The sequence below is a fragment of the Streptomyces montanisoli genome, assembly GCF_017813245.1.
GTDB classification, from domain to species: Bacteria; Actinomycetota; Actinomycetes; order Streptomycetales; family Streptomycetaceae; genus Streptomyces; species Streptomyces montanisoli.
Genome location: NZ_JAGIQL010000107.1, coordinates 1 through 24,448, shown reverse-complemented (window position 1 = coordinate 24,448; position 24,448 = coordinate 1). Strand labels below are relative to the sequence as shown.

At 71.1% G+C, this 24,448-nt stretch carries 19 protein-coding genes; 5 read left to right on the top strand and 14 right to left on the bottom strand.

Annotated features, from left to right (window positions below; genetic code table 11):
- Positions 1-776: 776 nt before the first annotated feature.
- From trpD to ctaE, 5 genes are all read right to left on the bottom strand, one after another.
- Positions 777-1,841: an anthranilate phosphoribosyltransferase gene (gene trpD / locus JFN87_RS22770; protein WP_209342762.1), complete on the bottom strand. Its 1,065-nt coding sequence runs from the start codon at positions 1,839-1,841 to the stop codon at positions 777-779.
- A 163-nt stretch (positions 1,842-2,004) separates the two neighbouring features.
- Positions 2,005-3,630, bottom strand: coding sequence for a cytochrome bc1 complex cytochrome b subunit (gene qcrB, locus JFN87_RS22765; protein WP_209342760.1), 1,626 nt, complete (start codon positions 3,628-3,630; stop codon positions 2,005-2,007).
- Positions 3,627-4,676, bottom strand: a complete 1,050-nt coding sequence (gene qcrA / locus JFN87_RS22760; protein ID WP_209342755.1) for a cytochrome bc1 complex Rieske iron-sulfur subunit — start codon at positions 4,674-4,676, stop codon at positions 3,627-3,629. Before qcrA ends, qcrB begins: the two co-directional genes overlap by 4 nt.
- Positions 4,673-5,482 carry a cytochrome bc1 complex diheme cytochrome c subunit gene (gene qcrC, locus JFN87_RS22755; protein WP_209342753.1) on the bottom strand — a complete coding sequence of 270 codons (810 nt, stop codon included), beginning with the start codon at positions 5,480-5,482 and terminating at the stop codon, positions 4,673-4,675. The genes qcrA and qcrC overlap by 4 nt, the downstream gene beginning before the upstream one ends.
- A gap of 74 nt (positions 5,483-5,556) precedes the next feature.
- Positions 5,557-6,177: an aa3-type cytochrome oxidase subunit III gene (ctaE, locus tag JFN87_RS22750; RefSeq protein ID WP_030909533.1), complete on the bottom strand. Its 621-nt coding sequence runs from the start codon at positions 6,175-6,177 to the stop codon at positions 5,557-5,559.
- Between the two features lie 210 nt (positions 6,178-6,387).
- On the opposite strand from ctaE, the gene JFN87_RS22745 reads away from it, so the two are divergent.
- Positions 6,388-6,789 (top strand): hypothetical protein, encoded by a 402-nt coding sequence (locus JFN87_RS22745; RefSeq protein ID WP_209342751.1) that lies wholly within the window; start codon positions 6,388-6,390, stop codon positions 6,787-6,789.
- 110 nt (positions 6,790-6,899) lie between these two features.
- On the opposite strand, the gene JFN87_RS22740 is transcribed toward JFN87_RS22745, so the two are convergent.
- From JFN87_RS22740 to ctaC, 4 genes are all read right to left on the bottom strand, one after another.
- Positions 6,900-8,189: a L,D-transpeptidase gene (locus JFN87_RS22740; RefSeq protein ID WP_209342749.1), complete on the bottom strand. Its 1,290-nt coding sequence runs from the start codon at positions 8,187-8,189 to the stop codon at positions 6,900-6,902.
- A gap of 106 nt (positions 8,190-8,295) precedes the next feature.
- The gene (locus JFN87_RS22735; RefSeq protein ID WP_209342748.1) at positions 8,296-8,694 is read right to left on the bottom strand and encodes a cytochrome c oxidase subunit 4; all 399 of its coding nucleotides are present in this window, start codon (positions 8,692-8,694) and stop codon (positions 8,296-8,298) included.
- Positions 8,691-10,433 (bottom strand): aa3-type cytochrome oxidase subunit I, encoded by a 1,743-nt coding sequence (ctaD, locus tag JFN87_RS22730; protein WP_209342746.1) that lies wholly within the window; start codon positions 10,431-10,433, stop codon positions 8,691-8,693. The genes JFN87_RS22735 and ctaD overlap by 4 nt, the downstream gene beginning before the upstream one ends.
- A complete protein-coding gene (gene ctaC / locus JFN87_RS22725) occupies positions 10,430-11,401 on the bottom strand; it encodes an aa3-type cytochrome oxidase subunit II (RefSeq protein WP_209342744.1) in 972 nt (323 codons plus the stop codon). The genes ctaD and ctaC overlap by 4 nt, the downstream gene beginning before the upstream one ends.
- Before the next feature lie 254 nt (positions 11,402-11,655).
- Between ctaC and JFN87_RS22720 the strand changes: the two genes are divergently transcribed.
- On the top strand, positions 11,656-13,089 hold the full coding sequence (locus JFN87_RS22720) for a cysteine desulfurase/sulfurtransferase TusA family protein (RefSeq protein WP_209342742.1): 1,434 nt from the start codon (positions 11,656-11,658) through the stop codon (positions 13,087-13,089).
- A 12-nt stretch (positions 13,090-13,101) separates the two neighbouring features.
- Here the strand turns inward: JFN87_RS22720 and JFN87_RS22715 are convergent, their stop codons facing one another.
- Positions 13,102-14,079 (bottom strand): carbohydrate kinase family protein, encoded by a 978-nt coding sequence (locus tag JFN87_RS22715; protein ID WP_209342740.1) that lies wholly within the window; start codon positions 14,077-14,079, stop codon positions 13,102-13,104.
- 143 nt (positions 14,080-14,222) lie between these two features.
- On the opposite strand from JFN87_RS22715, the gene JFN87_RS22710 reads away from it, so the two are divergent.
- Both JFN87_RS22710 and JFN87_RS22705 read left to right on the top strand, forming a co-directional pair.
- The gene (locus JFN87_RS22710; protein WP_209342766.1) at positions 14,223-14,447 is read left to right on the top strand and encodes a hypothetical protein; all 225 of its coding nucleotides are present in this window, start codon (positions 14,223-14,225) and stop codon (positions 14,445-14,447) included.
- Between the two features lie 273 nt (positions 14,448-14,720).
- Positions 14,721-16,178: a hypothetical protein gene (locus JFN87_RS22705; RefSeq protein ID WP_209342738.1), complete on the top strand. Its 1,458-nt coding sequence runs from the start codon at positions 14,721-14,723 to the stop codon at positions 16,176-16,178.
- Between the two features lie 875 nt (positions 16,179-17,053).
- Here JFN87_RS22705 and JFN87_RS22700 read toward each other — a convergent pair.
- Positions 17,054-17,410, bottom strand: coding sequence for a HesB/IscA family protein (locus JFN87_RS22700; protein ID WP_209342735.1), 357 nt, complete (start codon positions 17,408-17,410; stop codon positions 17,054-17,056).
- 296 nt (positions 17,411-17,706) lie between these two features.
- On the opposite strand from JFN87_RS22700, the gene nadA reads away from it, so the two are divergent.
- Complete coding sequence (nadA, locus tag JFN87_RS22695) at positions 17,707-18,894, top strand: quinolinate synthase NadA (protein WP_209342734.1); 1,188 nt, start codon at positions 17,707-17,709, stop codon at positions 18,892-18,894.
- Between the two features lie 90 nt (positions 18,895-18,984).
- Here nadA and JFN87_RS22690 read toward each other — a convergent pair whose 3' ends face one another.
- The 3 genes from JFN87_RS22690 to JFN87_RS22680 all read right to left on the bottom strand — a co-directional run bounded on the left by JFN87_RS22690 (position 18,985) and on the right by JFN87_RS22680 (position 24,294).
- A complete protein-coding gene (locus JFN87_RS22690) occupies positions 18,985-22,134 on the bottom strand; it encodes an efflux RND transporter permease subunit (RefSeq protein ID WP_209342733.1) in 3,150 nt (1,049 codons plus the stop codon).
- Between the two features lie 247 nt (positions 22,135-22,381).
- On the bottom strand, positions 22,382-23,074 hold the full coding sequence (locus JFN87_RS22685; protein ID WP_209342732.1) for a response regulator: 693 nt from the start codon (positions 23,072-23,074) through the stop codon (positions 22,382-22,384).
- The gene (locus tag JFN87_RS22680; RefSeq protein ID WP_443732205.1) at positions 23,071-24,294 is read right to left on the bottom strand and encodes a sensor histidine kinase; all 1,224 of its coding nucleotides are present in this window, start codon (positions 24,292-24,294) and stop codon (positions 23,071-23,073) included. The genes JFN87_RS22685 and JFN87_RS22680 overlap by 4 nt, the downstream gene beginning before the upstream one ends.
- Positions 24,295-24,448 lie beyond the last annotated feature (154 nt).

Sequence of the window (24,448 nt, the reverse complement as noted above, 5' to 3'; positions counted from 1 at the left end):
CCCGCGCCCGCGGGGCCACGGCACGCCCCGGCGCCAGGCGCCGGATGGCCCACGGCCCGCAGGGCACGGCAGCGCCGCCCCGCTCCTGCGGGGAGAAGCCTCGCGGCGCCCTGCGGGATGCCTCCGCGGCGGCCGGGAGCCGACGGCCCGATGGCCTCAGCGCCCGACGCGGACACCGCGGGGAAGGGAATCGCGGCGCCATCCCGGGGCATCCCGCACGCCCTGGCCCTAGGGGGGCGCATCGCCATCACACGCATGGCCCGGACGAGCGCCCCGATGCCGCGGGAGGAGGCTCGCGGCACCACGCGGGACGCCCGAGCAGCCGAGCGCCGGGGCCAGCGCTCCTCGCGCGCGTTACGCAGGCGCATACGTCCGGCGAGCACGGGTGGGGCGCCCGACCGTAGCGGCGGAAACCGTGCGTCGTGCCCCACGGCCGGGCGCCAAGGGCCCGTCACTTACCACGCGTGACCCGGACGCACCACCCCGGCGAGCACCGCCGGGCGCCCCGCCCCGACGGGGAAGCAGCTCGCGGCACCACGCGGGACGCCCTCGCGGTCGGGCGCCAGGGGCCGGGGCGCGTGACGCGGACGTACCCACCCCGGCGAGCACCGCCGGCCCGCCCCCACGGGCGAGCGGCTCGCGGCGCCGTCCGGGACGCACCCGCGGCCGGGAGCCAGGGAGCTCACGGCCACCGTGCGCGTCGGCGCGGGCGCGCCTGCCCCGGCGGACATGGCGGGGCGCCCTTGCCCATGGGGCGCGGGCGCCCCGCTCCGGGCTCAGCGGTTGGTCGCCTCGACCCAGTTCGCCAGGGCGCGCGCCGCCGCGCCCGAGTCCACCGACTCCGCGGCGCGCGCGAGGCCGGCCGTGAGCTGGACGGAGAGCGCGTCGTCCGTCTGGTCGAGCGCCACCAGCGCCGCGGCGGCGTTCAGCAGCACCGCGTCGCGCACGGGCCCGCGCTCGCCCGCGAGGAGCCGGCGCGCGACCTCCGCGTTGTAGGAGGCGTCCTGGCCGCGCAGGGCGGAGACGGGCACCAGGTCGAGCCCCACCGAGCGCGGGTCGAACGCCTCCTCGGCGACGAGCCCGCCCCGCACCCGCCACACCCGCGACGTGGCCGTCGTGGTCAGCTCGTCGAGACCGTCGTCGCCGCGGAACACCAGCGCCGAGTTGCCGCGCTCGGCGAGCACGCCCGCCACGATGGGCGCCATGCGCGCGTCGGCGACCCCGACCGCCTGCGACCGTACGCGGGCCGGGTTGGTCAGCGGGCCGAGGATGTTGAACGTCGTCTGCGCGCCGAGCTCGCCGCGCGCCTTGGCCGCGTGCCGCAGCGCCGGGTGGAACTTCACCGCGAAGCAGAAGGTGATGCCTGCCTCTTCCGCGACCTCGACCACCCGCTCCGGCGTCAGCTCCAGGTTGACGCCGAGCTTGCCGAGCACGTCGGACGCGCCGCTGGCCGACGACGACGCGCGGCTGCCGTGCTTGACGACCTTCGCGCCCGTCCCGGCCACCACGATGGCCGCCATGGTGGAGATGTTGACGGTCTTCGCCAGGTCGCCGCCCGTGCCGACGATGTCGACGGTCCTGCCCGGCACCTCGATGGTGCGGGCGTGCTCGTACATCGCCCGTACGAGGCCCGTCACCTCCTCGACGGTCTCGCCCTTCGCGCGCAACGCGACCGCGAACCCGGCGATCTGAACGTCCGTCGCCTCGCCCCGCATGATGCGGTCCATCGCCCACGCCGTGTCGTCGGGGGTCAGGCTCTCGCCGCGCAGCAGCGCGTTCAGGACGCCCGGCCAGCTACGGGCCGCCACGGTGTCGCCTCCGGTGGGGGTCACAGCGCTCATGGTCGCTCCTGTGGCTGGGTGTCCTTGCGCCGGCGGGCGGCCGGCTGCGCGCTCCGTAGCCTATCGGCGCCGGGACCCGGCACGACCGGACCCCGGCCGGTGCCCCCGAGGGGACACGGACCGGGGTCCGGTGTGTGGTGACAGCGTCCGGCGGAGCCGGGGATCAGTGGTGGCCGTGGCCGCTGGTGATCTCCTTGTACTCCTCGGCAGTCGGCTTGGGGATCTGGTTCCCCTCGCCGTAGTAGCCCTTGCTCAGGCGCGCCCGCAGCTTCTCGCCGCGGGGCAGCTTGCGCTCCACGCCGTTCTCGTCGACGGCCTCGCCGACCTCGAGCGGCTGGTACTGCTCGTGCGCCGTGAGCTTGAACCGCTCGGCCTGGTTGAGGGGCGTGTGCACCTCGACGAACTCGCCGTGCGGCAGCCGCTTGATGACGCCCGACTCGCGGCCGTGCAGCACCTTCTCCGCGTCACGCCGCTGCAGGCCCATGCAGACCCGCTTGGTGGCGATGAACACGAGCACCGGGACGACGAAGAACGCGATCCGCACGAACCAGGTGATGTTGTTGATCGACAGGTGGAAGTGCGTGGCCCAGATGTCGTTGCCGCCACCGACGAGCAGGATGAAGTACCAGGAGATCCACGCCGCGCCGAAGCCGGTGCGGGTCGGCGCGTTGCGCGGCCGGTCCGCGATGTGGTGCTCGCGCCTGTCCCCGGTGACCCAGGCCTCCAGGAACGGGTAGACCGCGATCGCGGCGAGCACCAGCGGGAAGATCACCAGGGGGATGAACACGCCGAGTACGAGCGTGTGGCCCGCGAAGTTGATCTCCCAGCCAGGCATCACACGGATCAGGCCCTCGGAGAAGCCCATGTACCAGTCGGGCTGCGCACCGGTGGAGACCTGGTCGGGCCGGTAGGGCCCGATCGCCCAGATCGGGTTGATCGTGGCGATCGCCGCGACGATCGCGATCAGGCCGAACACCAGGAAGAAGAAGCCGCCCGCCTTGGCCATGTAGATCGGCAGCAGCGGCATGCCGACGACGTTCTTCTCCGTGCGGCCGGGAGCCGCGAACTGCGTGTGCTTGTGGAAGAACACCAGGATGAGGTGGGCCGCCACGAGGCCCAGCATGATGCCGGGCAGCAGCAGGATGTGGATCGAGTAGAACCGGGCGACGAAGTCGCCGCCTGGGAACTCACCGCCGAACAGGAACATCGACAGGTACGTGCCGACGACCGGCACGGACAGGATCGCGCCCTCCATGAACCGGACACCGGTGCCGGACAGCAGGTCGTCGGGGAGCGAGTAGCCGGTGAAGCCGGTGAACATGCCCAGGACGAACAGCAGGAAGCCGAACAGCCAGTTGACCTCGCGCGGCTTGCGGAAAGCGCCCGTGAAGAACACGCGCATCATGTGCACGAACATCGCCGCGAGGAAGATCAGCGCGGCCCAGTGGTGGATCTGCCGGATCAGCAGACCGCCGCGGACGTCGAAGCTGATGTTCACCGTGGAGTTGAACGCCTCGGACATCCGGATGCCCTGGAGCGGCACGTAACTGCCGTGGTACACCACTTCGTTCATCGAAGGGTGGAAGAACAGCGTCAGGTACACACCCGTGAGGATGATGATGATGAAGCTGTAGAGCGAGACCTCACCCAGCATGAAGGACCAGTGGTCCGGGAAGATCTTGCGCATGTTCGTCTTGGCCAGGGCGTACAGGCCGAGCCGGCCGTCCGCCCAGTCCGCGAGACGCTCGCCCGCGGGTGCCTCGCGGTCCGGTGCAGTAGTGGTACTCATCCGCGCTCCCAGAAGGCAGGACCGACGGGCTGGTCGAAGTCGCCGAGCGCCTCCAGGTTGCCCTGGCCGTTCACGCCGATCCGCAGCTGCGGGAGGGGGTGGCCGGCCGGGCCGAAGATGACCTTGGCGCCGTCGGAGAGGTCGAAGGTGGACTGGTGACACGGGCACAGGACGTGGTGCGTCTGCTGCTCGTAGAGGCTGATCGGGCAGCCGACGTGGGTGCAGATCTTCGAGTAGGCGACGATGCCCTGGTGCGACCAGTCGAGCTCGCGCTTGTCCTTGATCTCGTCCGGCTGGATGCGGACGATCATCAGGGCGGCCTTGGCGATCTGCTCCTGGAAGTCCTCGTCCGTCTCCTTCAGCCCGTCGGGCATGGCGAAGGTGAGCGAGCCGACGGCTACGTCCTCGGGGCGCAGCGGCTGCTTCGTGTTCATGTTGATGAGCTGCTTGCCCTTGGCCCACATGGTGGCGCGGAGCTTCTTCTCGGGCAGCGGGCCCAGGTCGCGCAGGAGCATGACGCCGGAGAGCGGGACGAGCGCCATGGCGCCGAACAGCGTGTTCCTGATCAGCTTGCGGCGGCCGAAGCCGGACTCGGCGACGCCCTCCGAGAAGTCCTGCATGACCTTCGCGCGGACCTCGGGCGGCGACTCGATGGCGTGCCGGTCGTCGGGGACCTCACGGTCGGACATCAGCGTCCTGGCCCAGTGCACGGCGCCGGCGCCGATGCAGAACAGGGCGATGCCCAGCGTGATGCCGAGGGCGAAGTTCAGGATGCTGACGTGCCCGAACGGGAAGATGTAGACGATCTTGTCGATCGGGAACGCCACGTACGACGCGATGAACGCGATGGTGGCCAGCATCGAGATGACGAACAGCAGGGCGACCGTGCGCTCGGAGCGCTTGGCCGCGCGCTCGTCGATGTCCTGGATGCGCGGCAGGTGCGGGGGCAGCCCCGGGTCCGCGAACGGGTCCTCCTCCCCGCGGGCGAGGGGGCCGTGCGTCTGCTCGCTCGGCAGCTTCTCTTCTGGAGGAGTGTCTTGGCTCATGACTTCTTGGCCTTAGCGGTGTGGGCCGCGATCCAGACGGTGACGGCGATCAGCGCGCCCAGACCGAAGATCCAGGCGAAGAGGCCCTCGCTCACGGGGCCGAGGCCACCGAGCTTGAGACCGCCGGGCGTCGAGGACTTCGAGCTGTTGATCGTGTGGATGTAGGCGATGATCTGCTGCTTCTGCTTCGTCGGCATCGTCGTGTCCGGGAAGGACGGCATGTTCTGCGGGCCGGTCTGCATGGCCTCGTAGATGTGCTTCGCCGACGCGCCTTCGAGGTCGGGCGCGAACTTGCCGTTCGTGAGCGCGCCGCCCTCGCCGCTGAAGTTGTGGCACTGGGTGCAGTTCGTCCGGAACAGCTCGCCGCCCTTGGCGACGTCCGACCCCGCGGGGTTGTACTCCTGGGAGGTCGGGATGGCCGGACCGGCGCCGAGAGAGGCGACGTACGCGGCGAGCAGGTCGATCTGCTTCTGGTTGTACTGGACCCGCTTCTTCTCGATCTGCGGGCCCGGCTGCTGCGCCGGCATGCGCCCGGTGCCGACCTGGAAGTCGACAGCTGCGGCGCCGACGCCCACCAGGCTCGGCCCTTCGGAGCTGCCCTGACCACCGGTCCCGTGGCAGCTGGCACAACCGACGTCGTAGAGCTTCTTGCCCTCGTCGATGGCGAGGGACTGGGCGGAAGTGTCAGCTTGCGCCTTGTCCGCGGGCGCGAACGCGGCGTACAGCCCCCCTGTGGCCGCCAGCGCGAGGAGTAGGACGACGACCGCCGCCAACGGGTGGCGTCGTCGTGCGGAGAGCTTTTTCACGGATTACCCCGGTGTCAGGATCTTCTGCGTCGGTACTTCTGGAGTGTGTGCGAGCGCGTCGGGCGCGTGCCCCGCTACTTGATCAGGTAGATCGTGGCGAAGAGGCCGATCCAGACGACATCGACGAAGTGCCAGTAATAGGACACGACGATGGCGGCCGTAGCCTGCTCATGGGTGAATCTCTTGGCCACGTACGTACGGCCGAGCACGAACAGGAAGGCGATGAGCCCGCCCGTCACGTGCATGCCGTGGAACCCGGTGGTCAGGTAGAACACCGATCCGTACGGTCCTGACGAGAGCGAGATGCCGTCGTCCTTGACCAGATTGGTGTACTCGAAGATCTGGCCGCCGATGAAGATCGCACCCATGATGAACGTGATCACGAACCAGGAGCGGAGCTTCTTCACGTCACCGCGCTCGGCGGCGAAGACGCCGAGCTGGCAGGTGAGCGAGGAGAGCACCAGGATCGTGGTGTTGCCCGCAGCGAACGGGACATCCAGATGCGTGTTCATGGAGTGCCAGAACCCGCTGCCCATCACCGAACGCAGGGTGAAGTACATCGCGAAGAGGGCCGCGAAGAACATCAGCTCGGAACTCAGCCAGATGATGGTTCCGACGCTGGTGAGGTTCGGCCGATTGACCGTCGGGTGCGCGTGCCCGGTTTCTACTGTCGTTGCTGTCGCCACGACGGACATTATGTCGGTCGCTTATCCCGCCCTCACCCCGGGGGGTCCCGTTCGGTGTGTCCCTGCCCTGTGTCCAGCTCGAACGGCTCAGTCAACGGGTCGGTCGACGCACGTTCTTACCGGTGCTGACAGCGCGTGGGACGGAGTAGCATCCGCGCAACGGTCCATGGCGGACGACCGCCCTGGGCCGGCGCAGATGCCTCAAGCCATGGAGGAACAATGCGGCCGACCGCGACCGTGCTTGTCTACAGCGACGACGCCAACACCCGCGAACAGGTCAGGCTGGCCGCGGGGCGCAGGCCCGCCGCCGACGTCCCGCAGGTCGCCTTCCTGGAGTGCGCGACCCTGCCCGCCGTGCTCGACGCCCTGGACAGGGGCGGAGTGGACGTCTGCGTGCTGGACGGGGAGTCCGTGCCGGCCGGCGGCATGGGCGTGTGCCGGCAGATCAAGGACGAGGTCTTCGCCTGCCCGCCGGTGCTGCTGCTGATCGGCCGCCCGCAGGACGCGTGGCTCGCCACGTGGAGCCGCGCCGACGCGGCCGTCACTCTTCCGGTTGAACCTGTGGGGTTCGCGGACGCGCTGGCGTCGCTGCTGCGCCGCAGGCTGGCCGTCGGCGCCTGATCGCACCCGATGCCCGTACGGAGGCGGCCCGGGGCGCGGCAGCGCCGCCCCGGGGCCCCTGGAGGGGCGGGAGCGGCGCTGTGCGCCCTGGGCGCGGGTGTCAGCGGGTGTCAGACGGCGGGGCGCAGGCGCGAGGCCTGGACGACGTTCTGGTCGGAGTTCACGGCGCTCTTGCCGGCTCCGCTGGACGAGCCGGAGCCGTTGAGTGCGCTGCCCTTCTGCCACTTGGCCCAGCTGAGGTTCCAGTCGCCGAAGCCGTTGCCGAACGGCTCCATCATGTCGCCGTCGCTGTTGATGACCTTCACGATGTCGCCTGGGCGCACCTCGTCGAAGTACCACTCGGCGGCGGCGGTCGACATGCCGGTGCAGCCGTGGCTGGTGTTGGCGACGCCCTGCGCCCCCGCCGACCACGGCGCGGCGTGCACGTACTCACCGCTCCATGTCACGCGGGTGGCCCAGTGCACCGGGATGTCGTACGAGTCGGAACTGCCGGCGGCGATGCCCACGGTGGCGCTCCGCATCTGCACGAAGGACTGCTTCTCCAGGACGACCTTGATGCCGCCCCGCGTATCGAAGCCGGGCTTGCCCGTGGACACGGGGATGGTCTTGATCTCCTCGCCGTTGCGGTACACCGTGAAGGTGTGGTCGGCCACGTCGGTGACGGCGATGAAGCGGTCGCCCGTGGTGACGGTGAGCGGCTTGGAGGCGCCGCCGTAGAGCTTGCCGTCGACCTTCACGCCGCCCAGGTTGCTCGTCGCCTTGATGGTGGCGTGGGTGGGCCAGTACTCCTTCGGCCTGTAGTGCAGGTGCGTGGAGTCGACCCAGTACCAGGAGCCGTGGGTGGCGGGTACGGAGGTGACCTTCAGGGACCGCTCCACTATGGCCCGCGCCGACTGGGACTTCACGGGCGCGCTGAGCTTCGCGGTGATGGGCTCGCCGACGCCGTACTCCCCCGCCTGCGGGCCGAAGGTGACCTTCAGCTGCTTCTTGGAGGGGGGCGGCGCCGTGTCGAAGGACAGCTTGCGGGTGCCGGGCTTCCCGTCACCGTCCTCCGTGGCCACCTTCACGGTGTACTGGGTGCCCGCGGTGAGGGGGGCCGTGGAGCGCCAGCGCAGGCCGTCCGCGGCCAGTTCGCCGGCGAGGTGGTGGCCGGAGGCGTCGACGGCGGTGACGTCGGTGATGCGCCCGTCGCCGTCCTTGGCGGTGATCTCCAGCGGCTTGTTCAGCGGCCAGGGCTTCTTGTCCTTGGCGGCGGCGAACGAGATCTGGTCGGCCGCGTCATAGGGGTGCGTGGAGAGCTTCCCGCTGTCGGTGCCTCCGCACGCTGTCGCCCCCGCCCCGAGGGACGCGAGCAGCAGGGTGCAGCCGGCAACGGTGCGGTAGCGAGGCGTGTGGTTCATGGCCTCACGCTATGAAGGTTCGTCACAACTGGCGCGACGGGTGTGGCAAACGAGGGACCCGGACCTCCTTCTCGGAGTGTCCGGGTCCCTCGGGGTACCGCGTGTGCTATTGGTTCCGGCTCTCACCCTGGTAGTACTCGAACACCCAGCCCCAGAGGGCGAACATGATCAGCGGTGTCGAGAAGTACAGCAGCCACCAGCCGATCGCCACGGAGAGGAAGGCGAGCGCGCCGCCGACGCCGAGCGAGACGGGGGCCCAGCTGTGCGGGGAGAAGAACCCCACCTCGCCGGCCTCGTCCGCGACATCGGCCTCCTTGTCGTCCTGTGCGAGCTGGTCCATGCGGCGCGCGGTGAACGACAGGTAGAAGCCGATCATCAGCGCCAGGCCGAAGGCCAGGAACAGCGCCACCGTGCCGGCCGTCTCGTGCGACCAGTAGCCGTAGACGATCGCGACGATCAGGACGAACAGCGCCAGCCAGAGAAAGAGCCGCCCTTGGACCTTCACTTGCCGGCCTCCTTGTCACTGCCGCTGCCCGCCAGGGCCTTGTCTCCCTCGACGTGCGCGAGCTGGTCGAGCGCGGCGATCTCCGGGTGGTGCAGGTCGAACGCCGGGGACTCGGAGCGGATGCGCGGCAGCGTGAGGAAGTTGTGCCGCGGCGGCGGGCACGACGTCGCCCATTCGAGCGAACGCCCGTAGCCCCACGGGTCGTCGACCTCGACCTTCTTGCCGTACTTGGCGGTCTTCCAGACGTTGTAGAGGAACGGCAGGATCGACAGGCCGAGCAGGAAGGAGCTGATGGTCGAGATCGTGTTCAGCGTGGTGAAGCCGTCGCTCGCCAGGTAGTCGGCGTAGCGGCGCGGCATGCCCTCGGCTCCCAGCCAGTGCTGTACGAGGAACGTGCCGTGGAAGCCGATGAACAGCGTCCAGAAGCTGATCTTGCCGAGCCGCTCGTCCAGCATCTTGCCGGTGAACTTGGGCCACCAGAAATGGAATCCCGCGAACATCGCGAATACCACGGTGCCGAAGACGACGTAGTGGAAGTGCGCCACCACGAAGTACGAGTCGGAGACGTGGAAGTCGAGCGGCGGAGAAGCCAGGATGACGCCGGTGAGGCCACCGAAGGCGAACGTGATGAGGAAGCCGATCGACCACAGCATCGGTGTCTCGAAGGACAACGATCCCTTCCACATGGTGCCGATCCAGTTGAAGAACTTCACACCGGTCGGCACCGCGATCAGGAAGGTCATGAAGGAGAAGAACGGCAACAGCACGCCGCCCGTCACGTACATGTGGTGCGCCCACACCGCCACCGAGAGGCCGGCGATGGAGATCGTCGCCGCGACCAGGCCGATGTAGCCGAACATGGGCTTGCGGCTGAAGACCGGGATGACCTCGGAGATGATCCCGAAGAACGGGATCGCGATGATGTACACCTCTGGATGGCCGAAGAACCAGAAGAGATGTTGCCACAGCAGCGCCCCGCCGTTGGCGGAGTCGAACACATGCGCCCCGAACTTGCGGTCGGCCTCCAGCGCGAACAGCGAGGCGGCCAGCACGGGGAAGGCGAGCAGGACCAGCACGGCGGTCAGCAGCACGTTCCACGTGAAGATGGGCATACGGAACATCGTCATGCCCGGAGCGCGCATGCAGATGATCGTGGTGATGAAGTTGACGGCGCCGAGGATCGTGCCGAATCCGGAGAAGGCCAGGCCGAGGATCCACAGGTCACCGCCGACGCCCGGCGAGTTCACCACGCTGGACAGCGGCGAGTAGGCGAACCAGCCGAAGTCGGCCGCGCCCTGCGGCGTGAGGAAGCCGCCGACCGCGATCAGCGAGCCGAACAGGTAGAGCCAGTACGCGAAGGCGTTGAGCCGCGGGAAGGCGACGTCGGGCGCGCCGATCTGGAGCGGCATGATCCAGTTCGTGAAGCCGGCGAACAGCGGCGTCGCGAACATCAGCAGCATGATCGTGCCGTGCATCGTGAACGCCTGGTTGAACTGCTCGTTCGACAGGATCTGGAGGCCAGGCCTCGCCAGTTCCGCGCGCATGAACAGGGCGAGAATGCCACCGAGGCAGAAGAAGGCGAACGACGTGATCAGGTAGAGCGAGCCGATCGTCTTGTGGTCGGTGGTGGTCACCCACTTCACGACCACGTTGCCTGGCTGCCGGTTGCGGACCGGGATCTCGTTGGCATACGAGTCCTCGTCCGCGGCGGCACCCTGGGGTTCGTTGAGGATGCTCACAGTTTCTTGTCCTCCGCCTCCGAGGTTGCGGCATGTCCCGTCTGGGCGATGCCCGCGGGGACGTAGCCAGTCTGGCCCTTCTTGGCCAGGTCCTTCAGGTGCTGCTCATAGGCCTTGGGCGAGACGATCTTCACGTTGAAGAGCATGCGCGAGTGGTCGACACCGCAGAGCTCGGCGCACTTGCCCCGGAACGTCCCGTACTGGGTGGGGGTCACCTCGAAGGAGTTGGTGTGCCCGGGGATGACGTCCATCTTCATCATGAACGGCAGCACCCAGAAGTCGTGGATCACGTCACGCGACGTGAGGACGAAGCGCACCTTCTCGCCCTTGGGCAGCCAGAGCGTGGGCCCGGGGTTGTGGGTCTCAGGGTTGGTCTCACCCGGCGTGCCGGCGTCGTAGACGCCCTCGGCGCCCTTGGGGAACGCGTTGGTGTACTTGGGCGGGATCGCCTTGAGCTCGCTCGGGATCTTCGACCCGGTCGCGTCGTTCCCGTCGACGTTCTCGACGTAGTTGAACGCCCAGCTCCACTGGTAGCCGACCACGTTGATGGTGTGGGCGGGCTTGGGGGAGAGCTCGATGAGTTTCGACTCATCGCGAGCGGTGAAGTAGAAGAACACCGAGACGATGATCAGCGGGACCACGGTGTACAACATCTCGATGGGGAGGTTGTACCGGGTCTGCGGGGGAACCTCGATCTTCGTGCGGCTGCGCCGGTGGAAGATGACGCTCCAGATGATCAGGCCCCAGACGAGGCAGCCCACCACCAGAGCCGCGGCCCAGGAGCTCTGCCACAGGGAGAGGACCCGAGGACCCTGTTCAGTGACCGGAGTCGGTAGACCAAGGCGTGGAAAATCCTTGTACGAGCAACCGGTAGCGGTCACCATGATCAGGCCCGCGATCAGCACCGCCTGCGGCAGCTTCCGCCGCATCGGGCGCCGCGACGAGCGGTCGGAGCCGTTGGGACTCACGTAGCGCCTTCCCGAGAGTCTCGCCCGCGCGGCCGGCTGCGGCCGTCTCGGTCGGTCGCCGGCCCTGTCACGGGCAGGGGTTTGATGTTTATGCGGACCAAACCCTACTGGACGCCCTCCGGCGTCTCGCGGGGAGGGTGCCCAACGCGCCGTCCGGGTTCCCGAAGGGATTCAAAAGGGATTCAACCCCAGGCCGGGCGGCACTTCTGACACTCACTCCGGCGGGGGTGCAAGGGCCGGGTTAGCCTCGCGGCGTGTCCTACTTCGACTCCGCTTCCGCCGCCCCGCTGCACCCCGTCGCCCGCCAGGCGCTGCTGGCGTCGCTGGACGAGGGGTGGGCCGACCCGGCCAGGCTGCACCGGGAGGGGCGGCGCGCCGCGCTGCTGCTCGACAGCGCACGGGAGGCCGCGGCCGAGGCCGTCGGGTGCCGCGCGGACGAGCTGGTTTTCACTCCTTCGGGGACGCACGCGGTCCACGCGGGGACGGCCGGCGCCCTGCGCGGCCGTCGGCGTGTCGGCGACGGCGTGGTGGTGTCGGCGGTCGAGCACTCCTCGGTGCTGCACGCGGCGCGGCTCGGCGGCGCGGTGACGGAGGTTCCGGTGGACCGCCACGGTGCCGTGCCGGTGTCCGCGTTCGGCGACGCGCTGCGCGACGGCACGGCGCTCGCCTGCCTCCAGTCGGCCAACCACGAGGTGGGCACGGAGCAGCCGGTGGCCGAGGTGGCCGGCGTGTGCCGCGAGCGCGGGGTACCGCTGCTGGTGGACGCGGCGCAGTCGCTCCCCTGGGGCGCGGTGGCGGGCCCGTGGTCGCTGCTGGCGGCGAGCGCGCACAAGTGGGGCGGTCCGCCCGGGGTGGGGCTGCTCGTGGTGCGCAAGGGGGTGCGGTTCGCGCCCGCCGGGCCGTCGGACGAGCGGGAGTCGGGACGGTCGCCCGGCTTCGTCAACCTGCCCGCGGTGGTGGCCGCGGTGGCGTCGCTGCGCGCGGTGCGGGCGGAGGCCGCGGAGGAGGCCGCGCAGCTGCGGGGGCTGGTGGACACGATCAGGGCGCGCGTGCCCGAACTGGTGCCCGATGTCGAGGTGGTGGGCGATCCGGTGCGCAGGCTGCCCCATCTCGTCACGTTCTCGTGTCTCCATGTCGACGGGGAGGCACTGCTGCACGAGCTCGACCGCGCGGACTTCTCGGTGTCGTCGGGCTCGTCGTGCACGAGCGACACGCTGGCTCCGAGCCATGTGCTGCGCGCGATGGGCGTGCTGTCGGAGGGCAACGTGCGCGTGTCGCTGCCGCGCGGGACGACCGGCGAGGAGGTGGAGCGCTTCCTCGGCGTGCTGCCCGGCGCGGTCGAGGCCGTACGCCGGCAGCTCGGCGCACCGGCCGGGGCGGCTGCGCCTGCGGCGGCCGGGACGGCTACGGCAGCTGCGCCGGAGAGCGCGAAGGGGGCCGTGGCCGGGAGCGGCGGCGGCGAAGAGCCGCTGGTGGTGGACGCGCTGGGCAGGCGCTGCCCGATCCCCGTGATCGAGCTGGCCAGGATGTTCGGCACCGTCCCGGTCGGCGGAGTCGTGACGGTGCTGTCCGACGACGAGGCGGCACGCCTGGACATCCCCGCCTGGTGCGGGATGCGCGGCCAGGAGTACGTGGGCGAGCGGCCGGCGGACCGCGGTGTCGCGTACGTGGTCCGCCGGCTGTCGTGACGTGCCGTGCGGTCAGGCGGGCAGGTGCGCCTGGACCTCGGTGGCCGCGTCGTGCCCGTACGCCTTGGTGAAGCGCTCCATGAAGTGGTGGCGCGCCAGCGTGTACTCCTGGGTGCCGACGGTCTCGATGACGAGGGTCGCCAGCATGCAGCCGACCTGGGCGGCGCGCTCGTGCGAGACGCCCCAGGACAGCCCGGCGAGGAAGCCGGCGCGGAAGGCGTCGCCGACGCCGGTCGGGTCGGCCTTGGCCTCTTCCTGGGCGCAGCCGACCTCGATGGCGGGCTCGCCGACCCGCTCGACGCGGGCGCCGTTCTTGCCGAGTGTGGTGACGCGGTGGCCGACGCGGCCGAGGATCTCCTCGTCGCTCCAGCCGGTCTTCGCCTCGATGAGGCCCTTCTCGTACTCGTTGGAGAAGAGGTAGGTGGCGCCTTCGAGTAGGGCGCGGATGTCATCACCGTCCATGCGGGCGATCTGCTGGGAGAAGTCCGCGGCGAACGGGATGCCGCGCGAGCGGCACTCCTCGGTGTGGCGCAGCATCGCCTCGGGGTCGTCTGCGCCGATCAGCAGCAGGTCGAGGCCGCCGACGCGGTCGGCGACGTGCTGGATCTCGATGAGCCGCGCCTCGCTCATGGCCCCGGTGTAGAAGGAGCCGATCTGGTTGTGGTCGGTGTCCGTGGTGCACACGAAGCGTGCGGTGTGCAGGTGGTCGGAGATGCGCACGGAACCGGTGTCGACGCCGTGCCGCTCCAGCCAGGCGCGGTACTCGTCGAAGTCCTCACCCGCCGCGCCGACGAGGATCGGCCTGAGGCCGAGCTGCCCCATGCCGAAGCAGATGTTCGGAGCCACACCGCCCCTGCGCACGTCGAGGTTGTCGACGAGGAAGGACAGGGAGACCGTGTGGAGCTGGTCGGCGACCAGCTGGTCCGAGAAGCGGCCCGGGAAGGTCATCAGATGGTCGGTGGCGATGGAGCCGGAAACTGCGATTCGCACGGCGTGAACGCTCCTGGGGGTACGAACGGTTGGCACTTCACGCTACCCGGTCGCTCGGGTGCGGACAGGGCGGCGGTCCATTGCCGGGAAACTACCCGAAGGTAGCGCTTTGCCCCTTGTGGGCGCGTGCGTACGGTGGCGGTATGGCGATCCACGATGTGCGGCGCAAGAGGGCCGGCGACGACCTCGGCATCGAGCCGGGGGCCGGGATGGCGGAGCTGCGGGGCGACTGCGCGCGCATGGCGCCGCGCTGGGAGGCGCGCCCCACGGCCGCCGCGGCGGCCGTTGCCGCCCGGCCGCTCCGCGGGGTGAGCGTGGACCCGGGGTCGGTTCGGCTGGTCGCCGCGATGCCCGAGTACGGGGGCTGACCCACCCGTACGGCCCCCGGGCACGTCCGTCGGCACGGTCCGCCGGCCGGCCCCTGGGCCGGGCCTTTCGCGCGCCGGAACCGGGTGCGCCGCTGCCACGTCCCATCGTTGACCGTGGACACACGAACGGCCGCGGCCATACGGACGGACGACGGGCGAGGGAGCGCAGCGGTGGACAGCACGCAGCAGCCTGAAGGGCCTCGCGGCGGGAGCGAGCACGGCGAGCCGGGGGCCGGCGCGGCCCCCCGCCGTCGGCGGCGTTCGCCTCTCGCGGTGGCGTCGGTGGTCGCGGCGGTCCTCGTCGTGGCGGGCGGCGGGACGTACCTGGCGGTGGCCGCGGATGGAGGCGGGGGCGGCAGCCCGCAGGCGCTTCCGACGCTGCGCGTCGGTGATCCGCCCGAGCGGATCAAGGTGAACGGGCCGGTGAACGTGGTGTCCGAGCCCCCGCGTGGCATCGCGCCGGGCGAGCCCGATCCTCGGGGCACGCTCTACCGGGTGAGCGGCCCGCTGCCCGCGGGCCCTGACAAGGCGCCCGTGTACGACCGCGGCGCGGACGTGACGAAGGCGCGCGTGGCGGCGCTCGCGAAGGCGCTCGGGGTGTCGGGGGCGCCGCGTTCGTCCGGGGACGCGTGGCTGGCAGGCACGGCGGCGGACGGCGGCGGGCCGCTGCTGCGGGTGCAGAAGAAGGCGCCGGGCGCCTGGACGTTCTCCCGCTACTCCCCCACGGGTGGCGACAACTGCGGCAAGGGCAAGCCGTGCACCGGCAGCACGTCCCTGGTGCACGGGGGCGGCGCCGTCGATCGCGTCGGCGGTGGCGGCGTCGGCGGCGGCGGCGGTGCGGTGAGCGAGGACGCGGCGAAGCAGGCCGCGGCGCCCGTGCTGAAGGCACTGGGCCAGGGCGGCGCGCGGGTCGACGCGAGCCGGCTGCTCGGCGCCGTGCGGGTGGTCGACGCGGATCCGCTGGTGGACGGGCTGCCGACGTACGGCTGGACGACCGGGTTGCAGGTCGGCCCCGACGGACGCGTCGAGAGCGGCGGCGGCGAGCTCGCCCTGCCGGAGGCCGGGACGTCCTACCCGGCGATCAGCGCGACGGCGGCGCTGAAGGCGCTGAACCTGGCCGCGTCGGGCGCCGGGCCGGGCGCAGGGTGCGCGACGTCCGCTCCGGTGATCCACGGGCCGGTCACCGGCGCCGAGGCCGGGCCGGCCGCGCCCGCGTGCACGGCGAGCACGCCTGAGGTGCCGAAGGCGCCGCAGCAGCGGACCGTGCCGGTGGACAAGGTGGAGTTCGGCCTCGCGGCGCGCGCCGTGAACGGGCGGCTCGCGCTGGTGCCGTCGTGGCTGTTCACGGTGGAGCCGGGCGGCGGCTCGCCCGCGTACCGGGTGACGCAGACGGCCGTGGCGCCCGCCTACCTGCGGTCGGCGCCCCCGCACGGCATGAAGCCGGGCGGTGGCACCGGGGCGTCAGGGGCGTCCTCGCTCTCGTACACCACGCACGGCCGCGACCTCACGCTGCGGTTCTACGGCGGGGTGTGCGGCGAGTACACGCTGAGCGCGGACGAGTCGGGGGCGGCGGTGAAGGTCAGGCTGCAAAAGCCCACCCCGAAGCCCGGCCAGGAGTGCATGGCGCTGGCGAAGCGCCTGACGAAGACGGTGACGCTGAAGCAGCCGCTGGGCGACCGGAAGGTGATCAGCGCGACGACCGGCACGGAGGTGCCGCGCGCGGGGACCTGAGGCCCCCACCGCCGCGGCCGGGCGCGGCCGCGGGCGCCTTCGGCGTGCGGGCATCAAGGCACCGCACGCGCCGGGCGCGCAGGCAGCCCGCCCACCGGGCGAACGGCCTCTTGCCGGGCAAGGCGCGCGCATGCGGGCCGCTCGGGCGCAGGCAGCCGCACAGGCCGGCGACGGAGGCCGGCAGACCCGTGCGCGATGCACCGCCGCGCGCGGGGGGCGGCCTACCGCCGCGTCGGACGCGCAGGCATCCCGCCCGGCCACCGGACGAATGGCCCTTGCCGGGCAAGGCGCGGGCATGCGGGCCGCTCGCGGTAAGCCGTCAGGCCGCTCGGGCCCAGGCCGCCCGCACAGGCCGGCGACGGAGGCCGGCGGACCCGTGCGCGATGCGCCGCCAAGCGGGCAGGGCGGCCAACCGCCGCGTCGCGAGCGCAGGCAGCCTGCCCACCGGACGGGTGGGCCCAGGCCGCTCAGGCGAGGGCGCGGCGGACGGTACGCGATGGCCGGCGCGTGAGCGGGGCCGCCTACCGCCGGGGCGGCGAGGGTGCGCCCGTAGGCGGCCGACCAGGCCCGGACCCGATCCGGCCGATGACCACGATGACCAGCCGGGTCGCACCGGCGTTCGGTAGACGGACCCGGAGCACCACGCGCACGGGCCGCTCTCGGCCAAGCCGCTCATGCCCGAGCGGTCACCGAACAGCGCCGTCCCCGGCGATGCGGCGCTCCACCGGGCGGCCGATGCGACCGACGGCCCCCGGGGGCGCGGTCAGGGTCGGCGCGGGCGCCGGGGGGCGGGTGCACAGCGCGCGTGCACAGCAAGCAGGGCGGCAGGCCCCCGAGGGGCCTGCCGCCCTGTGCTGTCCGGTGCGCGGGTGCGCTCAGTGGAAGCTGTCGCCGCAGGCGCAGGAGCCCGACGCGTTCGGGTTGTCGATGGTGAAGCCCTGCTTCTCGATCGTGTCGACGAAGTCGATCGAGGCACCGCCCAGGTACGGGGCGCTCATGCGGTCGGTGACGACCTTGACGCCACCGAACTCCTTGACGACGTCACCGTCGAGCGAGCGCTCGTCGAAGAAGAGCTGGTAGCGCAGGCCGGAGCAGCCGCCGGGCTGAACGGCGACGCGCAGCGCCAGGTCGTCGCGGCCTTCCTGGTCGAGCAAGGTCTTGACCTTGTCCGCGGCGGCGTCGGACAGGAGGATGCCGTCGCTCACGGTGGTGGTCTCGTCCGATACGGACATCTGCTTCTCTCCCGGGTTGTACGGACTGCTTGCCGACACTTGCAACCGGCACGGCCGCGGGTTCATTCCACGGTCCGGTTTCTCATTCCCCTCTCTCATGCTCGCACACGCCCGGCGCTCCGACACGGGCCGTGGCGGTGGCGACCGGCGGGCCGGGTTTCACGTCACATCGACACGATCGGCATCGTCAAAGTGACGCGAAGCGGATATGATAGATAGCGTCAAACCGACGAAAAGGCGCGGCGCAGTACGGGCGGCGCAGTACACAGGTCCGCAGAGCAGAAAGGGTGCGTGACGTGACCACGGCCCAACCCCTTACGGAACTCGACGTGCAGCCCACGCCGCTGGCGCTGCTGCTGCTCGGCCGGGAGGCCGATCCGAGGAGCGAGCGCGGCGTGGAGTGCCCCGGCGACCTGCCCGCTCCCTCCGACCCCGGCCTGGTGGCGCGCGCACGCGCCGCGAAGGAGCGGCTCGGCGACCGGGTCTTCGTCCTCGGCCACCACTACCAGCGCGACGAGGTCATCCAGTTCGCCGATGTGACCGGTGACTCCTTCAAGCTCGCGCGCGACGCGGCCGCACGGCCGGGCGCCGAGTACATCGTCTTCTGCGGCGTGCACTTCATGGCCGAGTCGGCGGACATCCTCACCTCGGACGCGCAGAAGGTCGTCCTGCCCGACCTCGCGGCCGGCTGCTCCATGGCCGACATGGCCAGCGCCGAGCAGGTCGAGGAGTGCTGGGACGTCCTGACGGACGCGGGTGTGGCCGACGGCGTCGTGCCCGTCTCGTACATGAACTCCTCCGCCGACATCAAGGCGTTCACCGGCAGGCACGGCGGCACCATCTGCACGTCGTCCAACGCGGAGCGCGCGCTCGACTGGGCGTTCGGCCAGGGCGACAAGGTGCTCTTCCTTCCCGACCAGCACCTCGGGCGCAACACCGCGATACGCGACCTCGGCATGTCGCCCGAGGACTGCGTGGTCTACGACCCGCACCGGCCGAACGGCGGGCTGACCACGCAGCAGTTGCGGGACGCGCGGATGATCCTCTGGCGCGGCCACTGCTCGGTGCACGGCCGCTTCTCGCTGGAGTCGGTGAACGAGGTGCGCGCACGCATACCCGGCGTCCGGGTCCTCGTGCACCCGGAGTGCAAGCACGAGGTGGTCGCGGCGGCCGACGAGGTCGGCTCGACGGAGTACATCATCAAGGCTCTCGAGGCGGCGCCCGCCGGGTCGAAGTGGGCGGTAGGCACGGAGCTGAACCTCGTGCGCCGCCTGGCGGACCGGTTCGCCCCCGAGGGCAAGGAGATCGTCTTCCTCGACCGCACCGTCTGCTTCTGCTCGACGATGAACCGCATCGACCTGCCGCACCTGGTGTGGACGCTGGAGTCGCTCGCGGACGGCAACGAGCTCAACCAGATCCGCGTGGACGCGGACACCGCGCACCACGCGCAGGTGGCGCTGGAGCGGATGCTGGCGCTTCCGTAGCCGCGTCAGCCGAAAGGCAGCGGGAAGGGGTGTGCCCCCGGTGGACGGATCCAACGGATCCACCGGGGGCACACCCTTCGCGCGTACGGCTCAGACGCCGGCGTTCTGCCGGGCGCGGTCGCCCGGCGCCTCGGCCTGCGGCGGGACGTCGCCGCCCCGCTTGGCCGCCTTCTTCTTCGCCCTGCGCTCCTTGCGCAACTCGACCATCGCGTACAGCGTCGGCACGAGCAGCAGCGTCAGCAGCGTCGAGGAGATCAGGCCGCCGATCACGACCACCGCGAGCGGCTGGGCGATGAAGCCGCCCTCTCCCGTGACGCCGAGCGCCATCGGCAGCAGCGCGAAGATCGTGGCGAGCGCCGTCATCAGGATGGGACGCAGGCGGTGCCTGCCGCCCTCCACGACCGCCTCGACGACGCCGAGGCCCCGCGATCTGTACTGGTTGATCAGGTCGATCAGCACGATCGCGTTGGTGACCACGATGCCGATCAGCATCAGCATGCCGATCATGGCGGGCACGCCGAGCGGGGTGCCGGTGATCAGCAGCAGGCCGAGGGCGCCGGTCGCCGCGAACGGGATCGACACCAGCAGGATCAGCGGCTGCACCAGCGACCTGAACGTGCCGACGAGCAGCATGAACACGATCGCGACCGCGGCCAGCATGGCAAGGCCGAGCTTCTTGAACGCGTCGTTCTGGTCGGAGGTCACACCGCCGATGGACGCGGTGGCGCCCGACGGCAGCTTCAGCGCCTTGATCTTGGACTGGAGCTTGGTGCTGACGGAGCCGGTGTTGTCGCCGACCGGCCTGGCGGTGACGGTCGCGGCGCGGTTGCCGTCGATCCTCGTCATGGAGACGGGTCCGGGCACCAGCTTGACGTCGGCGATCTGCCCGAGCTTCACCTGGCCGAGCGGCAGGTCCTTGAGCTGGGAGACCGTCGTCGCGGGGTGCTCCGACGTCACCACCACGTCACGCTCGGTGTCGTCCAGGATCGCCGTGCCCGACTTGGTGCCGCTGACGGCCTGCGCCACGGCAGCGCCGAGCGTCGCGTTGGTGAACCCGGCGTCCGCCGCCTTGTCGTTGGCGGTGACGGAGATCCGCGGGACGGACTGCGACAGGTCGCTGCGCACGTCGGTGACGCCGTGCAGCGTACCGACGGCGTGGGTTACCAGGTCGGACGCCTTCCTCAGCGTCGCCGAGTCGCCGGCCTTGACGGTGACGCTCAGGTCCTGGCTGCCGAAGCCGCCGCCGGCCGAGACCGTCGTCTCGCCGATGCCCTTGAGGTCGCGCAGCTTGGCCTCGATCGCGTTCTGCGTCTTCTCGTACTGGGACGCGTCCTTGACGGTGACCTGGTAGCTGGCCTGGTTGGTGCCCGCGCCGCCGCCGAGCGCCGCCTGGAACCCGGAGGTGCCGACGGTGACCTGGTAGTCCTTCACCCGGTCCATGCCGGCGAGCACGTGCTCGACCTTCTTCGCGGCGTCGTTCGTCGCGCCGAGGCTGGTGCCCGGGTCCATCTTCTGGCTGATGGACAGGACGTCCTGGTCGCTGTTGTCGAAGAAGTTCGTCTTCAGGAAGCTCGACATGCCGAGTGTGCCGACGAGGATCACCACGGCGATCAGGACGCTGGTGACGCGCTTACGTGTCGCCCAGCGCAGCACCGGCACGTACGTGCGCTGGAGCCTGCTGTGGGACTCCTTCTCCTCGGCGCGGCGGCGCGCCTCGTCCTCGCCGAGGTCCTTGGCGCCCTTGGGGGCCCGCAGGAACCAGTACGAGAAGACCGGCACCGCCGTCAGCGACACCAGCAGCGACGCGAGCAGCGCGGCCGTGACCGTCAGCGAGAACGAGCCGAACAGCTCGCCGACGATGCCGCCCACCAGGCCGATCGGCAGGAACACCGCGACGGTGGTCAGCGTGGAGGCGGTGACCGCGCCCGCGACCTCCCTGACGGCGCTGACGATCGCCTTGTGGCGTTCCTCGCCGTAGCCGAGGTGTCTCTTGATGTTCTCCAGCACGACGATCGAGTCGTCGACGACGCGGCCGATGGCGATGGTCAGGCCGCCGAGGCTGAGGACGTTCAGCGTCTCGCCGTTGACCCACAGCACGATCAGCGCGATGACGACGGACAGCGGGATGGAGATCGCGGTGACCAGCGTGGACCTGATCGACGCCAGGAAGAGCAGGATCACGAGGACCGCGAACAGCAGGCCGAGCGCGCCCTCGGTGGTCAGGCCGGAGATCGACTTGGAGACGGCGGGGCCCTGGTCGCTCGCGACCACGATCTTGGTGCCGGAGCCCAGCACCTTGCGCAGGTCGGGCAGCTTGTCCTTGACGGCGTTGGAGATGGAGACGGCGCTGCCGTCCTGCGAGTCCATCGTGATGTTGACGGCGAGGCTCGGCTTGCCGTCGGTGCGGGTCAGGGACGTCTGCGCGGAGGGCTGCTGCGCGACGGTGGCGATGTCGCCGAGGCGCACGGGCTTGCCGGGCGCGGTGCCGGGCGCCGCCTGCGGGGCGACTTCGAGGTTCTTGATCTGCCGCAGGGAGGTGTAGCCCGTGCCGACCTGCACGGTGCGGTTCTTGCCGTCCTGCGCGAACGAGCCCGCGGGCACGGGGACCCCGCCGGCCTTCAGCGCGTCCGAGACCGACGCGGCGGTCAGACCGGCGGCGGCGAGCTTCTTCGCGTCGGGTGTGACGTCGACCTGGAGGTCGCGCACGCCGTCGACGGTGACCTGGCCGACGCCGTCGATGTCCTGGAGGTCGGGCACGACCGTGCGTTCGAGCTGGTCGGCGAGCGCCTGCTGGTCCTTGTCCGACGTGACGGCGAGCACCACCGTCGGCAGGTCGTCCGTGGAGCCGGCGATGACCTGCGGGTCGACGTCGCTCGGCAGCTGGTTGGACGCGCGGTTGACCGCCTGCTGGATGTCGGCGACGAGCTGCTTGGTGCCCGACTGGCCGAAGTCGAAGCCGGCGACGACGGTCGCGCTGCCCTCGCTGGACGTGGAGGTGACGCTGCTGACGCCGTCGACCGCCTTCATGGCGTTCTCCAGCGGCTCCGACACCTGCTTCTCGACCACGTCGGGCGAGGCGCCCTGGTAGGGCGCGACGACCGACACCAGGGGCAGGTCGATGGGCGGCAGCAGCTGCTGCTTGAGCTGCGGTATCGCTATCGCCCCGAACACGAGCGCGATGATCGACATCAGGCCCACCAGGGCCCGTTGTCTGAGGCTGAACCGGGACAGCCAGGACATGGGGTCTCTCTTCTATTTGCGTGCGGTGTACGCGTCCGCGCGGGGCGGCAGGGGGTGCCGGCGCCTCGGGCCGGCCGCCGGGTCGTGCCCGACAGTGCTGTCGGGCGGATGCCGCCGGGTCGGTGCTCGAGGTCGGTGCTCAGGCCCCCACTACACGATCAGGCATGCGGGCGGCCGCTTCCGTCAGCCGCAGGTCCCTTTCCGCTGCCCCCGGCGTACCGCGCCTGGAGTACACGGCGGAGGAGTGCTACTCCACCCCCGGCCGCACCAGGCCCGATTCGTACGCGAATACCACCAATTGGGCGCGGTCGCGGGCGCCGAGTTTCGCCATCGCGCGGTTGACGTGGGTCTTCACCGTGAGCGGGCTGACGGCGAGGCGCTCGGCGATCTCGTCGTTGGAGTGGCCGCCCGCGACGAGGCCGAGCACCTCGCGCTCCCGCACGGTGAGCGCGGCCAGCCGCTCGGCGCGGGCTCCCGAGCCGTCCTGCTCGCCGTCCTCCGCCGGGCCGCGCTGCGCGAGGAACGAGGCGATCAGCCCCTTGGTCGCGGCGGGCGACAGCAGCGCCTCGCCGGCCGCGGCGATCCGGATCGCGTTGAGGAGTTCGACGGGCTCCGCGCCCTTGCCGAGGAAGCCGGAGGCGCCCGCGCGCAGCGACTGCACGACGTACTCGTCGACCTCGAAGGTCGTCAGCATCACCACGTGCACCCCGGCGAGCGCCGGGTCGGCGCTGATCATGCGGGTCGCGGCGAGCCCGTCCGTGCCGGGCATGCGGATGTCCATGAGGACCACGTCCGCCTTCTCGGAGGCGGCGAGCGCGACGGCCTCCGCGCCGTCCGCCGCCTCGGCGACGACCTCCATGTCCGGCTCCGAGTCGACCAGCACCCTGAACGCGCTGCGCAGCAGCGTCTGGTCGTCCGCGAGCAGGACCCTGATCGTCACGCGTGCTCCTGTTCTCGTCGTCGCAGCGGCTGCACGGGCAGTATCGCCTGGACGCGGAAGCCGCCGCCGTGGCGGGGTTCGGCCACGAGGGCGCCGCCGAGCGCGGTGACGCGCTCGCGCATGCCCAGCAGGCCGTGGCCGCCGCCCGGGGCCGGGTCGCCCGCGGCCTCGCCGGCCCCGTCGTCCACCACGGTGATCTCGATGCCCCCGCCCGCACGCACGACGCTCACCTCGGCCTTCGCGTCCGCGCCCGCGTGCTTGCGCACGTTGGTCAGCGCCTCCTGCACCACCCGGTACGCGGCGAGCCCCACGGCGGCCGGCAGCGGCGCGTCGCCCGCGTCGACCACGCACCCGACGGGCAGGCCGGCCGAGCGGAACGTGCCGACGAGCGCGTCGAGCTGGCCGAGTCCCGGCGCGGGTTCCGTGGGGGCCTCGGGGTCGCCCGTCTGGCGCAGCAGGCCGACCGTGGCGCGCAGCTCGTCGATGGCGCTCCTGCTGGCCTCCCGTACGTGCGCGAGCGCCTCCTTGGCCTGGTCGGGGCGCTTGTCCATGACGTGGGACGCGACGCCGGCCTGCACGTTGACGAGCGCGATGTGGTGGGCGACGACGTCGTGCAGATCGCGGGCGATGCGCAGCCGCTCCTCGGCGACGCGGCGCCCCGCCTCCTCCTCGCGGGTGCGCTCGGCGCGCTCCGCACGCTCGCGCATGGCGTCGATGAACGCGCGGCGGCTGCGCACGGCGTCGCCCGCGGCGCCGGCCATGCCCGTCCACGCGAAGACGCCCAGGTTCTGCTGGGCGTACCAGGGCCCGGAGCCGAGCCCCATCGAGACACCGGTCAGCACGGCCATGGTGAGCAGGCCGACGCGCCAGGTCGTGGGGCGGTCGGTGTGCGCGGCGACCGTGAACAGCGCGATGACGACGCTGAACACGACGGGCGGGGCCGGGTTCGCGGTGATCACCCCGACGATCGTGAGCGCGCTGGTCACGAGCAGCACGGTGCGCGGCCGCCGCCTGCGCAGCACGAGCGTGGCCGCGGCGGCGGCCATCAGCGCCAGGCTCAGGGCGCTGGGGCTGTGCACCTCGATGGGGGTGGTGAAGCCCCTGCCGCCGCGCGGGTGCACGAGGGAGGTGGCGATCATGCAGACGAGCACGGCGACGGCGAGGCAGGCATCGGGCACGAGCGTATGGGCCCGCCCCCAGCAACGCGCGTACGCGAGCACGCCCGCGGCGCGGCCCTGCCCACGAGCAGCCGCGGCCGCCGCGCCCGGACCACCGTCCCGGGCCGATAATCGAAAGAGCACACGTCTCAACCTCAGTCACCGATGTATCCCATTAACGAACTGCTCTCTCAAGTAAGTCAGGGGGGGGGGGAGG

Bases quoted from the DNA above. Each gene is read 5' to 3' on its own strand.
- trpD (WP_209342762.1), bottom strand. From the start codon at position 1,841: ATGAGCGCTGTGACCCCCACCGGAGGCGACACCGTGGCGGCCCGTAGC.
- qcrB (WP_209342760.1), bottom strand. From the start codon at position 3,630: ATGAGTACCACTACTGCACCGGACCGCGAGGCACCCGCGGGCGAGCGT.
- qcrA (WP_209342755.1), bottom strand. From the start codon at position 4,676: ATGAGCCAAGACACTCCTCCAGAAGAGAAGCTGCCGAGCGAGCAGACG.
- ctaE (WP_030909533.1), bottom strand. From the start codon at position 6,177: ATGTCCGTCGTGGCGACAGCAACGACAGTAGAAACCGGGCACGCGCAC.
- JFN87_RS22745 (WP_209342751.1), top strand. From the start codon at position 6,388: ATGCGGCCGACCGCGACCGTGCTTGTCTACAGCGACGACGCCAACACC.
- JFN87_RS22740 (WP_209342749.1), bottom strand. From the start codon at position 8,189: ATGAACCACACGCCTCGCTACCGCACCGTTGCCGGCTGCACCCTGCTG.
- JFN87_RS22710 (WP_209342766.1), top strand. From the start codon at position 14,223: ATGGCGATCCACGATGTGCGGCGCAAGAGGGCCGGCGACGACCTCGGC.
- JFN87_RS22700 (WP_209342735.1), bottom strand. From the start codon at position 17,410: ATGTCCGTATCGGACGAGACCACCACCGTGAGCGACGGCATCCTCCTG.
- JFN87_RS22690 (WP_209342733.1), bottom strand. From the start codon at position 22,134: ATGTCCTGGCTGTCCCGGTTCAGCCTCAGACAACGGGCCCTGGTGGGC.